The sequence below is a fragment of the Paenibacillus sp. HW567 genome (assembly GCF_000374185.1).
Classification (GTDB): Bacteria; Bacillota; Bacilli; order Paenibacillales; family Paenibacillaceae; genus Paenibacillus_AQ.
Map to the genome: position 1 here is coordinate 19,165 of NZ_KB910518.1, position 13,019 is coordinate 32,183.

Here is a 13,019-nt window from a genome sequence, read left to right on the forward strand (position 1 = left end):
TCGCGAAGTAACGATGTGTCTTGCGTTGCAGCCGGGGGGATTCTTGGTGAGTGTCGACCTCAAGGAAATAATGCTATCCGAGTATGATTTCATAAGCGATGAAGAAATTGTCGAGATCTTCCGTGGTGGCGACAGTGGCGCATTGGAGCATTTAATTAATAAGTACCGCAACTTTGTCCGTGCCAAGGCCCGCTCATATTTTCTGATTGGGGCAGACCGTGAAGATATTGTGCAGGAAGGCATGATTGGCTTATACAAGGCAATTCGTGACTTCAAGGGCGATAAGCTCTCTTCATTCAAGGCATTTGCCGAGCTCTGCATTACCCGCCAGATTATTACCGCCATTAAGACAGCCACGCGACAGAAGCATATTCCACTCAATTCTTATGTCTCTTTGGACAAGCCCATTTATGATGAGGATTCCGATCGGACACTGATGGATGTCATTTGCGGAACCCAGGTGCTCGATCCTGAGGAACTGATTATTAACCAGGAAGAGTTCATCGGCCTGGAAGATAAGATGGCGGAAATTTTGAGTGATCTGGAACGCAAGGTTCTGATGCTCTATTTGGACGGACGATCCTATCAGGAGATTGCTGAGGATTTGAAGCGGCACGTGAAGTCAATTGACAACGCTTTGCAGCGAGTGAAACGTAAATTGGAAAGATATCTGGAAGTGCGTGACAATTGATGATATAATGAACAGGAAAGGCTCGGAGATCGAGTCTTTTTTTAGTGCATTAAGATATTCCGGGTGATACAGAATTTTGGCCGTTTGACATTGACGGCAGGTTTACAGAATGATTGAATGCTCCATAATGGTAAGTAGGAACGGCTATGCCGTAAGAGAAGCATTAATTAATGCCCTTTCGAAGGAGTCATCAGAGTCTTTATCAGCGATTGACATGGAAAAGGAAAAGCTAAAGATGACATTCGGCGCATGGCTGGAGCACCTGAAATTACCCAGTGCGATGGGGAATTCTTTCGTTGACACAGCAGTTGACATTATGCTAAAGTGTTTTAGGTAGGCCTAAATTCGCGGTTTTTTTTTAGGATCAATTTTGCGTCTTCTAAATTCAACGTTAGAAGGACGTCTTCGGGAGGTGCACATCATGCGGGTAATTATCACTTTGGCTTGTACAAGTTGCAAACAAAGAAACTATGCGACAACCAAAAACAAGCGAAATCACCCCGACCGCTTGGAGATGAAGAAATTTTGCAAGTTCTGTAACGAGCAAACTCCTCATCGCGAAACCAGATAGTCTTTGGAGGTGTAGTCGGCGTGAAACGTAGTTTCAAGTCTTTGTTTTCCTTTTTCACTGAGAGCTGGAGTGAACTTAAGAAGGTTCGCTGGCCCAGCCGTAAGGAATTGAAAAACTACACATTGATCGTTCTCGGTACAATTGTAGTGATCGCTCTTTACTTCTGGGTTCTGGACATCGGTATTTCCGCTGTGATCGAAAGGATTATTTAGAGAGGTCCCAGGTGGCTTGGTATGGAAAAAAGATGGTATGTTGTTCATACCTATTCCGGGTATGAGAATAAGGTTAAGGCCAATTTGGAAAAACGCGTTGAGTCCATGGGCATGGAAGACAAAATATTCCGTGTTCTTGTTCCTATGGAAGAAGAACTGGTAAACAAGGACGGGAAGAAAAAAACCGTCATGCGTAAAGTTTACCCTGGTTATGTTTTGGTCGAAATGATTCAGACTGATGATTCTTGGTATGTGGTCCGCAATACGCCGGGCGTTACCGGTTTTGTCGGTTCGACAGGTTCCGGGTCCAAACCTACTGCTCTGCTTCCGGAAGAAGTTGAACAAATTCTGAAGCATATGGGCATGGTTGAACCTAAAGCGAAGATTGATTTCGAAATTAAGGAATCCGTACGTATTATGGTTGGTCCCTTTGCGAATTTTGTGGGCTCCGTGGAAGAAATTTTGGTTGACAAGAGCAAGATCAAAGTGCATGTTAACATGTTTGGACGGGAAACCCCGCTGGAGTTGGATTTCACTCAAGTGGAGAAAATATAACAGTCGCAAGGGTTTCTTGTGGGAGAACGCGTTTTGGCGTTCGAATACCACTATTCACGCAAGGAGGTGTCACTCATGGCTAAAAAAGTTATTAAAATGGTGAAACTGCAGATTCCTGCAGGGAAAGCGAACCCAGCGCCTCCAGTAGGTCCGGCGTTAGGTCAAGCAGGTGTCAACATCATGGCATTCTGTAAGGAATTCAACGCTCGTACTGCCGACCAGGCTGGCCTGATCATCCCGGTTGAAATTACAGTATTTGAAGACCGTTCCTTTACCTTCATTACCAAAACTCCTCCGGCTGCCGTTCTGCTTCGCATTGCTGCTAAAGTAGAAAAAGGATCCGGTGAACCAAACAAGAAAAAAGTAGCGAAGCTGGGCCGCGCAGCGGTTCGTGAAATCGCTGAAACAAAAATGCCTGACCTGAACGCTGCATCTGTTGAAGCTGCAATGCGTATGGTTGAAGGTACTGCCCGCAGTATGGGGATTACAATCGAAGACTAATAAGTATTCGATGAACCGGTCATCTATGACCGCAATATGTGGGAGGAATTTCCGCTAATACCACAAAGGAGGAACATTTTCATGGCTAAACATGGTAAGAAGTACCAAGAATCAGCTAAGCTGATCAACAGCGAAGCTACTTACGAGCCTTCAGAAGCTGTAGAGCTTGTGAAAAAGGCGGCAACTGCCAAATTCGACGAAACCGTTGAAGCAGCAGTTCGTCTGGGTGTAGACCCGCGTAAACAAGACCAAGCAGTTCGTGGTGTGGTTGTCCTGCCTCACGGCACAGGTAAAACACAACGTGTGCTTGTATTTGCAAAAGGTGATAAAGCGAAAGAAGCGGAAGCTGCTGGCGCGGATTTTGTAGGCGATCAGGATATGATCAACAAAATCCAACAGGGCTGGTTTGAATTCGACGTCTGCGTAGCTACACCTGATATGATGAGCGAAGTCGGTAAACTAGGTCGTCTGCTTGGTGGTAAAGGTCTCATGCCTAACCCTAAAGCCGGCACAGTTACTTTCGACGTTACCAAGGCTGTGCAAGAAATTAAAGCCGGTAAAATCGAATACCGTCTTGATAAAGCAGGTCAAATTCACGCACCAATCGGTAAAGTGTCTTTCGATGCTGCACAACTGAACGATAACCTCAAAGCTCTGATCGACGCCCTTAACCGTGCGAAACCAGCCGCTGCCAAAGGTGTATACCTTAAAGGCGTTGCAATTTCGTCCACTATGGGACCTAGCGCTCGTGTGAACACGGCTGCTTTCAGATAAATAAAGGTTGACTCTCGCAGTCATCTTTGATAATCTGTAACAGTTGTAAACTTTAAGGTGATCATTCTTGAACTTGAATATGCTTACCGTAGACAGTAGGTGCCGCACGGCTTAATTTCCTACCGAGGTGTTGTGATAGAAACAAGAAGTGCCTGGCTCATGCCTGACCCACTTTCGTTTTATCAAGCCTTCGTGAATCTGCGGAGGCTTTTCTAATGCCTGCGTAGGAACGGCGTGGATTCTTCGGAAAGAATCGTCGTAACATAATTTTTCAGGAGGTGTATACAATTGGCAAATGCAAAAGTAATCCAAGCTAAACAGGATGCGGTTGATGTTGTTACTGGCAAACTGCAAAACAGTGTTTCTACTGTTGTTGCGGACTACCGCGGATTGAACGTTTCCCAAGTAACCGAACTGCGTAAGCAGCTTCGTGAAGCTGGGGTTGATTTTCAAGTCCTGAAGAATACATTGGTTCGTCGCGCAACTGCTGCGGCTGAACTGACTGAGCTCGATGCAGTTCTGACTGGTCCTACAGCGGTCGCTTTCAGCGAAACAGACGCAGTAGTAGCAGCTAAGATTCTGAACGATTTCGCTAAGAAGAACGACGCTCTGAAACTTAAAGGCGGCGTTGTAGAAGGCCGTGTCATTGATGCGGAACAACTGAAAGCACTGGCTGAGCTTCCTTCCCGCGAAGGTTTGCTGTCCATGCTGCTTAGCGTGCTTCAAGCTCCAATGCGCAACTTCGCGCTTGCAGTTAAAGCTGTCGCTGAGAAAGAAGAGCAAAGCGCGTAAGCCTTTGACTCTGGTCTCGTAACAAACACAAACAAATTCAATTATAAAATGGAGGTTCAACCATGAGTAAAGAAGCAATCTTGGAAGCAATTAAAGGCATGAGCGTATTGGAACTGAACGATCTGGTTAAAGCAATTGAAGAAGAATTCGGCGTAACTGCTGCAGCTCCAGTTGCAGCAGGTGGCGGCGCGGCTGCTGCAGTTGTTGAAGAACAATCCGAATTTGACGTAATTTTGACAGGCGCTGGCGCTTCCAAAATTAACGTTATCAAAATCGTTCGCGAAATCACAGGCCTGGGCTTGAAAGAAGCTAAAGACCTCGTAGACAACGCTCCTAAGCCAATCAAAGAAAAAGTTGCCAAAGAAGAAGCAGAAGCTGTAAAAGCGAAATTGGAAGAAGCAGGCGCAGCTGTAGAAGTGAAGTAATATAAGGCAATAAGCTTTTCTCACGGAATGCGCCTTGCGCATTCCGGTTCCAGCAACCCCCTTGAACTTGTTCAAGGGGGTTGCTCTATAAGGAAGATAACGCGATCAAAGCCGATTTGGTGAGTCTGTTATTCAGTTTATATAGAAAGAGTACACGAAAGGGAGGATTTTATGTCGCAGCATTATTACTCGCAGCAGCCCGATGCACGTCATGACAGACGTACCATTGATACGGTGCTGAGAGGAAAAAGCCTCCGCTTTACCAGTGACGCTGGTGTTTTTTCTAAAGGCGACATTGATTTCGGCAGCCGTGTTCTGATTGAAGCAATGGATATTCCGGATGGATCGTCTGTGCTTGATGTAGGGTGCGGTTATGGGCCTATTGGCATTAGTGCAGCTTATTTGGCACCCAAAGGCCATGTGACTATGATTGATATCAACAGCCGTGCAGTGGAGCTTGCCCGTGAGAACGCCCGAAACAACGGAGTGGGTAATGTTACGGTTATGGAGAGTGATGTGCTCTCGTCAGTGGGCGGACAGAAATTTGATGTGATACTGACGAATCCTCCGATCCGCGCCGGTAAGGCGGTAGTTCATCAGATTTTTGAGGAAGCCTACGAGCATTTGAATGAGGGTGGAACGCTGTGGATTGTAATGCAGAAGAAGCAGGGGGCACCATCGGCTGTGACTAAGCTTGAGAGTTTGTTCCCGGATGTGGAAGAAGTGGGCAAAGACAAAGGGTATCGAATCATTAAGGCGCAGAAATAAGATATTATAACCTGTTGACAGACGATGTCGATAGTGTTATTATTATAAAATGTCAGTATTAAGCTAGGCTCCATGTCTTTAGTTTGCTGAAATGTCAAGTAATATATTGTCGCCGGTAAGCGCATGCCGTACGGCAAGTTTTTGCGAATTCAGTTCTCTATGTTCCTGTCACGGCGAAGGTCGCCGGGACAATAGATAATAGCGCATAAACTGTTGCTTGGTGACGTATAATACTTACGTTTTAGGCAAATCTACTGGATAAGGAGTATTTTGGCCGTGGAAAGATGCGCTCTTTTTTCGAAGATTTCGATAAGGGCTTTTCTTCATTTATGGCTGAATCCTTATGTTATGGTTCCATTATACGGGTCCAAACAAGGGTTCGCAATCAATTTTTAAGTGAGTAGACATGAGGGGTGAGTAAAGTTGGCAGGACATCTTGTTCAGTATGGTCGACGCACTCGGCGGAGCTATGCGAGAATTAAAGAGGTACTCGAGGTCCCTAACCTGATCGAGATCCAACAAAAATCTTATGATTGGTTTTTGGAGGAAGGATTGCGGGAAATGTTTCAGGATATTTCGCCGATCCAGGATTTCACGGGTAATTTGGTACTTGAGTTCATTGATTACAGCCTAGGCGAACCGAAGTATACGGTTGACGACGCTAAAGAGCGGGACGTAACATATGCGGCTCCTCTACGTGTGAAAGTGCGGCTCATTAATAAGGAGACCGGTGAGGTCAAAGAGCAGGAAGTGTTCATGGGAGATTTCCCGCTGATGACGGAGACCGGCACTTTTATTATCAATGGTGCGGAACGGGTTATTGTCAGCCAGTTGGTTCGCTCTCCAAGCGTCTATTTCAGCACAAAGGTAGATAAGAACGGCAAAAAAACCTACACCGCCACAGTAATTCCAAACCGCGGAGCCTGGCTTGAGCTGGAAACCGATGCTAAGGACATCATGTACGTCCGCATCGACCGGACACGCAAAATTCCGGTTACCGTGCTTCTGCGTGCTCTCGGGTTCGGCAGTGATGCCGAAATTCTGGAACTGCTAGGCAATGATGAATATATTCGCAATACGCTGGATAAGGACAACACTGATTCTACGGAGAAGGCGCTTATTGAAATCTACGAGCGTCTGCGTCCGGGCGAACCGCCGACACTGGATAACGCCAAGAGCCTTTTGGTCGCACGTTTCTTCGATCCAAAACGCTACGACTTGGCCAATGTAGGCCGTTACAAAATTAACAAGAAGCTGCACATTAAGAATCGCTTGTTTAATCAGCGTCTGGCACAACCATTGGTTGATGAATCCACTGGGGAAATTCTGGCGGAATCCGGACAAATGGTTGACCGCAGACTCCTTGATGAGCTGATTCCTTATTTTGAGAAAAGTGTCGCTGCCAAAACCTACCGTGTAACCGGCGGGGTGCTGGACAGTGAAGATATTCCGCTGCAGACGATCGACGTATTCTCTCCGATCGAGGAAGGCCGGGTTATCAAGCTGATTGCCAACGGCAATATCGACAAGTCTGTTAAGCATATTACTCAGGCTGATATTATTTCCTCAATCAGCTACTTTATTAATTTGCTGCACGGTATCGGCAACACAGATGACATTGACCACTTGGGTAACCGCCGTCTGCGTTCCGTTGGTGAATTGCTGCAGAATCAATTCCGTATCGGGCTGTCCCGTATGGAGCGCGTAGTGCGTGAAAGAATGTCGATTCAGGATGCGAATGCAATTACACCGCAGGCTCTGATTAATATTCGTCCGGTTATCGCGTCCATTAAAGAGTTCTTTGGCAGCTCCCAGTTGTCACAGTTTATGGATCAGACGAACCCGCTGGCGGAACTTACACATAAACGTCGTCTGTCTGCACTCGGACCAGGCGGTCTGACTCGTGAACGTGCGGGCTTCGAGGTTCGTGACGTCCATCACAGTCACTACGGGCGGATGTGTCCAATTGAAACACCGGAAGGTCCAAACATCGGTCTGATCAACTCCTTGTCCACCTTTGCCCGCATCAATGAATACGGCTTTATTGAAGCTCCGTATCGTTGGGTGGACCCGAAGACCGGCAAGGTAACAGAGCATATTGATTATCTGACCGCCGATGAAGAAGACAATTACGTAGTTGCTCAGGCAAATGTACAGATTGATGAAGATGGAACCTTTAAAGAAGACATGGTTATCGTTCGCTACAACAAGGATTCAGATAACATTACCACTATGGCTAGCAGCCGTGTTGATTACATGGATGTATCGCCAAAACAGGTCGTATCTGTCGCTACGGCGCTCATTCCGTTCCTGGAGAACGATGACTCCAACCGCGCACTGATGGGATCTAACATGCAGCGCCAAGCTGTTCCATTGCTGATTCCGAAGGCACCGCTGGTAGGTACAGGAATGGAGCATAAATCCGCTAAGGACTCCGGCGTATGTATTGTTTCCAAATACGACGGTATTATCGAACGCTCCTCTGCCAATGAAATTTGGCTTCGCCGTGTTGAAAGTGTTGACGGCAAGGAAGTTAAAGGCGATATCGTTAAATATAAGCTGCATAAATTTATGCGTTCGAACCAGGGGACTTGCATCAATCAGCGTCCGCTTGCCAAACGGGGCGACATTGTGAAGAAAGGCGATATCCTGGCAGATGGCCCTTCTACAGAAATGGGCGAATTGGCTCTGGGCCGCAACGTAGTCGTTGCGTTCATGACTTGGGAAGGTTACAACTATGAGGATGCAATCCTGCTGAGCGAGAAGCTGGTTAAGGAAGATGTATACACTTCGATCCATATCGAGGAATACGAATCCGAAGCCCGCGATACGAAGCTTGGACCTGAAGAAATTACGCGCGACATTCCGAACGTGGGTGAAGAAGCGCTGCGCAATCTCGACGAGCGCGGTATCATTCGCATCGGTGCGGAAATCAACGCCGGCGATATTCTTGTTGGTAAAGTAACTCCTAAGGGTGTAACTGAGCTGACTGCTGAAGAACGCCTGTTGCATGCTATCTTTGGTGAGAAGGCGCGTGAAGTTCGAGATACTTCTTTGCGTGTTCCTCATGGTAGTGATGGTATTATCGTTGACGTAAAAGTATTCACACGCGAGAACGGCGATGAGCTGCCTCCGGGTGTTAACCAGTTGGTTCGTGTCTACATCGCTCAGAAACGTAAGATTTCTGAAGGTGACAAGATGGCCGGACGTCACGGTAACAAGGGTGTCGTTGCCCGTATCCTGCCGGAAGAAGATATGCCGTTCCTTCCTGACGGTACGCCGGTACAGGTTGTCCTGAACCCGCTGGGTGTACCTTCACGTATGAACATCGGACAGGTGCTGGAAGTCCATCTTGGTATGGCTGCACTTCGTCTTGGTATTCATGTAGCAACGCCGGTATTTGACGGAGCACGTGAGTATGACGTGTTTGATACGATGGAAGAAGCCGGTATGCAGCGTAATGGTAAGACCATCCTTTATGATGGACGTACAGGTGAACGCTTCGAGCGTGAAGTTACTGTCGGTGTCATGCACATGATCAAGCTGGCGCATATGGTTGACGATAAGATTCATGCCCGCTCCACAGGTCCTTACTCACTCGTTACCCAGCAGCCGCTCGGCGGTAAAGCACAGTTTGGTGGACAGCGTTTCGGGGAAATGGAAGTTTGGGCGCTTGAAGCTTACGGCGCTGCCTATACATTGCAAGAAATCTTGACCGTGAAATCCGATGACGTAGTTGGCCGCGTGAAGACGTATGAGTCCATCGTCAAAGGTGAAAATGTTCCAGAACCGGGTGTTCCGGAATCGTTCAAAGTATTGATCAAGGAACTGCAATCACTGGGTATGGATGTGAAAATCCTTAGCGGCGACGAGCAGGAGATTGAGATGAAGGAACTGGACGATGAGGACGAGACGTCAGGCGACAAACTGAGCCTTAACTTGGAAGGCGCAGAAGTTGGAATAGAGTAGTTAGCCAGCAGGACATTAATTTCATCTAAAAATGGACCGTGCCCTCTGTCGACTTCGCTGTCAACAGAGGGCTGTGCGGTACTAAATCAGGATATAGGTTAAGGAGGGTTGCTCCTTGTTGGACGTTAACAATTTTGAATTTATGAAAATCGGGCTCGCTTCCCCGGAAAAAATTCGTTCTTGGTCCCGCGGAGAAGTTAAAAAACCGGAAACCATTAACTACCGTACGTTAAAACCGGAGAAGGAAGGTCTTTTCTGCGAACGTATTTTTGGACCGCAAAAGGACTGGGAATGTCATTGCGGTAAATACAAACGCGTCCGTTACAAAGGCGTTGTCTGCGATCGCTGCGGCGTTGAAGTAACCCGCGCTAAAGTTCGCCGCGAACGTATGGGCCACATTGAACTGGCAGCTCCGGTTTCTCATATCTGGTATTTCAAAGGAATTCCGAGCCGTATGGGTCTGGCGCTTGACATGTCTCCAAGATCGCTTGAAGAGATCATCTACTTCGCATCGTATGTTGTAACTGATCCAGGTGAAACTCCTCTTGAGAAGAAGCAGCTATTGTCCGAAAAAGAATACCGCAGCTATCGTGAAAAGTATGGCTACGGATTCCAAGCCGGCATGGGTGCTGAGGCTGTCAAAAAGCTGCTTCAGGATATCGACATCGACAAAGAACTGGAATTCCTCAAAGAAGAGCTGCGCACGGCTCAAGGCCAGCGGCGTAACCGCGCGATTAAGCGTCTGGAAGTTATCGAGGCTTTCCGCAACTCCGGCAACAAGCCTGATTGGATGATCATGGATGTGCTTCCGGTTATCCCTCCAGAGCTTCGTCCAATGGTTCAGCTCGATGGCGGCCGTTTTGCTACGTCTGACCTCAATGATCTGTATCGCCGTGTAATTAACCGGAACAACCGTCTAAAGAGACTGCTGGATCTCGGCGCTCCTGATATTATTGTACAGAATGAAAAACGCATGCTTCAGGAAGCTGTCGATGCACTGATCGACAACGGCCGCCGCGGTCGTCCGGTAACAGGCCCTGGTAACCGTCCGCTTAAATCGCTCAGCCATATGCTGAAAGGTAAACAAGGCCGTTTTCGCCAGAACTTGCTTGGCAAACGCGTTGACTATTCCGGTCGTTCCGTTATCGTCGTAGGACCTTACCTGAAGATGTATCAATGTGGTCTTCCGAAGAAAATGGCGCTCGAATTGTTCAAGCCGTTCGTCATGAAAGAGCTTGTTAACAAAGGTCTTGCCCACAATATCAAGAGCGCAAAACGCAAGGTTGAACGCGTAAGCCCTGAGGTATGGGATGTGCTTGAGGAAGTAATCAGAGAGCATCCGGTTCTGCTGAACCGTGCCCCTACGCTTCACAGACTTGGTATTCAAGCTTTCGAACCGATTCTGGTGGAAGGTCATGCAATTCGTCTTCACCCGCTCGTATGTACGGCCTACAACGCCGACTTTGACGGTGACCAAATGGCGGTGCACGTACCTTTGTCAGCAGAAGCTCAAGCAGAAGCACGTATTCTCATGCTGGCATCCGGCAACATCCTGAACCCTAAGGATGGTAAACCGGTAGTTACCCCTTCCCAGGATATGGTCCTTGGTACATTCTACCTGACCATGGACAACAAGGAAGAAAAGGGAACAGGCATGATTTTGCGTACTGTGAATGAAGCTGTTTCAGCTTACCAGCGCGGAACTGCAGGGCTGCATGCACGTGTGGCTATTCCTGCTAAAGCGCTCGGCAAGACCAGCTTCACTGAGGCGCAGCAGGGAGCAATGCTGATCACAACAATCGGTAAGATTATCTTCAACGAAATCTATCCGAGCAGTTTCCCATATATCAACGAAGCAACCAAAGCGAATCTGCTGCAAGGCACTCCAGAGAAGTATTTCATCTATGAAAAAGGTGCGGATATCCGCGAGCTGATCATGGCTGCTTCGGATGCAAGTGCGGTAGGTAAGGAATATCTGGGGCTCATTATTGCCCGCTGCTTCGAAACCTATCACACAACCAAAACCTCTATGATTCTGGACAGAATCAAACAACTCGGATTTACTTATTCCACGCGCTCCGGTGTTACGGTTGCCGTATCCGACGTTGTTGTGCCTGAAGAAAAGGCCACCATTCTTAAAGAGTCCGAGGCCAAGGTTGATGTGGTTGCCAATCAATATCGCCGCGGTCTGATCACTAACGATGAACGGTATGACCGTGTTATCGAGATCTGGTCCAAGACGAAGGATGACTTGACCAATATCCTGCTGAAGTCAATGGACCGCTTCAACTCCATCATGCTCATGGTTGACTCCAAGGCGCGCGGTAATAAATCGCAGATCACCCAGCTTGGCGGTATGCGCGGTCTGATGGCTACACCTTCAGGACGAATCTTTGAATTGCCAATCAAGGCGAACTTCCGTGAAGGTCTGACAGTCCTTGAGTACTTTATCTCTACTCACGGTGCGCGTAAAGGTCTGGCCGATACAGCGCTGCGTACAGCGGATTCAGGGTACCTGACCCGCCGTCTCGTTGACGTGGCACAGGACGTTATCGTCCGTGAAGAGGATTGTGGAACCGATAAAGGCTTCACGGTCAGCCGTATCCAGGATGGTAAGGAAGTTATCGAGGATCTGTACGACCGTATTGAAGGCCGCTACTCCTTTGAAACTGTCCGTCATCCGGAAACGAAGGAAATTATCGTTCACCGGAATGATCTGATTGACTCCGACAAGGCAGAGGAAATCGTCAATGCCGGTGTTACCAAGCTGCAGATTCGCTCTGTACTGAGCTGCCGTGCCCGCCACGGGGTCTGCAAGAAGTGCTACGGACGCAACCTGGCAACAGGCAAGTTCGTGGAAATCGGAGAAGCAGTCGGCATTATCGCCGCCCAATCCATCGGTGAACCGGGAACACAGCTTACCATGCGTACGTTCCATACCGGGGGGGTTGCCGGTGATGACATCACGCAAGGTTTGCCGCGTATCCAAGAGCTGTTTGAAGCCCGTAACCCTAAAGGTCAGGCTACAATCAGTGAGATTGACGGGGTAATCAAGGAAATCCGCGAAACTAAGGACCGCCGTGAAATTGAGGTTCAAGGTGAAGCTGAATCCAAGACTTATTCCATCACTTACGGTTCGCGTCTGCGTGTCAGTGAAGGCCAGGAGATTGAAGCCGGCGATGAGCTGACAGACGGTTCGATTGACCCTAAAGAAATGCTGCGCATCAAAGGGATCCGCGGGGTACAGAACTACATTCTGCAGGAAGTGCAGCGTGTATACCGTAACCAGGGCGTTGAAATCAACGATAAGCACATTGAAGTTATGATCAAGCAGATGCTGCGCAAGATCCGTATTATCGACGCTGGGGACACTAACCTCCTGCCGGGCGCATTTGCGGATATTCACGAATATGAAACAGCCAACAAGGAAGCAATTCTTTCCGGTAATGAGCCGGCTGTTGCCAAACCGGTACTGCTCGGTATTACCAAAGCATCTCTTGAGACGGATTCATTCCTGTCTGCTGCATCGTTCCAGGAAACAACACGCGTCCTGACAGATGCTGCAATTAAGGGTAAAGTGGATAAGCTGCTCGGTCTCAAAGAAAATGTTATCATTGGTAAACTGATTCCTGCCGGTACGGGTATGAATCGTTACCGCAACGTTAAGCTGACCGATCCGAATGAAGAAAGCGTGGAAGAGGCTTTAGAAACGGTTCCGGCTGATTAATTTAAATAATCACAGTTGGCAGATTTCCGCGTCA

Annotated in this window: 11 protein-coding genes and 1 other annotated feature; all 11 genes read left to right on the forward strand. The window is 48.0% G+C overall.

What is annotated here, in order from left to right; all coding sequences use genetic code 11:
• The first annotated feature begins 46 nt into the window (after window positions 1–46).
• Window positions 47–691, forward strand: a complete 645-nt coding sequence (gene sigH / locus B212_RS0100105; protein ID WP_019908203.1) for an RNA polymerase sporulation sigma factor SigH — start codon at window positions 47–49, stop codon at window positions 689–691.
• Between the two features lie 421 nt (window positions 692–1,112).
• Window positions 1,113–1,262, forward strand: coding sequence for a 50S ribosomal protein L33 (gene rpmG, locus B212_RS33560; RefSeq protein ID WP_074086515.1), 150 nt, complete (start codon window positions 1,113–1,115; stop codon window positions 1,260–1,262).
• 20 nt (window positions 1,263–1,282) lie between these two features.
• On the forward strand, window positions 1,283–1,474 hold the full coding sequence (gene secE / locus B212_RS0100115) for a preprotein translocase subunit SecE (RefSeq protein WP_019908206.1): 192 nt from the start codon (window positions 1,283–1,285) through the stop codon (window positions 1,472–1,474).
• Window positions 1,475–1,495: 21 nt separating this feature from the next.
• Entirely contained in the window at window positions 1,496–2,029 is a 534-nt protein-coding gene (gene nusG, locus B212_RS0100120; protein ID WP_019908207.1) for a transcription termination/antitermination protein NusG, read from the forward strand.
• Between the two features lie 75 nt (window positions 2,030–2,104).
• Entirely contained in the window at window positions 2,105–2,530 is a 426-nt protein-coding gene (rplK, locus tag B212_RS0100125) for a 50S ribosomal protein L11 (protein ID WP_019908208.1), read from the forward strand.
• Between the two features lie 81 nt (window positions 2,531–2,611).
• Window positions 2,612–3,304 carry a 50S ribosomal protein L1 gene (rplA, locus tag B212_RS0100130; protein WP_019908209.1) on the forward strand — a complete coding sequence of 231 codons (693 nt, stop codon included), beginning with the start codon at window positions 2,612–2,614 and terminating at the stop codon, window positions 3,302–3,304.
• A 68-nt stretch (window positions 3,305–3,372) separates the two neighbouring features.
• Window positions 3,373–3,527: a sequence feature (ribosomal protein L10 leader region), on the forward strand.
• 65 nt (window positions 3,528–3,592) lie between these two features.
• On the forward strand, window positions 3,593–4,096 hold the full coding sequence (rplJ, locus tag B212_RS0100135; RefSeq protein WP_019908210.1) for a 50S ribosomal protein L10: 504 nt from the start codon (window positions 3,593–3,595) through the stop codon (window positions 4,094–4,096).
• Between the two features lie 62 nt (window positions 4,097–4,158).
• Window positions 4,159–4,521, forward strand: coding sequence for a 50S ribosomal protein L7/L12 (rplL, locus tag B212_RS0100140; protein ID WP_019908211.1), 363 nt, complete (start codon window positions 4,159–4,161; stop codon window positions 4,519–4,521).
• A gap of 171 nt (window positions 4,522–4,692) precedes the next feature.
• Window positions 4,693–5,289, forward strand: a complete 597-nt coding sequence (locus B212_RS0100145) for a class I SAM-dependent methyltransferase (RefSeq protein ID WP_019908212.1) — start codon at window positions 4,693–4,695, stop codon at window positions 5,287–5,289.
• 423 nt (window positions 5,290–5,712) lie between these two features.
• Complete coding sequence (gene rpoB / locus B212_RS0100150; protein ID WP_028530519.1) at window positions 5,713–9,258, forward strand: DNA-directed RNA polymerase subunit beta; 3,546 nt, start codon at window positions 5,713–5,715, stop codon at window positions 9,256–9,258.
• A gap of 115 nt (window positions 9,259–9,373) precedes the next feature.
• Complete coding sequence (rpoC, locus tag B212_RS0100155; protein WP_019908215.1) at window positions 9,374–12,985, forward strand: DNA-directed RNA polymerase subunit beta'; 3,612 nt, start codon at window positions 9,374–9,376, stop codon at window positions 12,983–12,985.
• The last annotated feature ends 34 nt before the right edge of the window (window positions 12,986–13,019 follow it).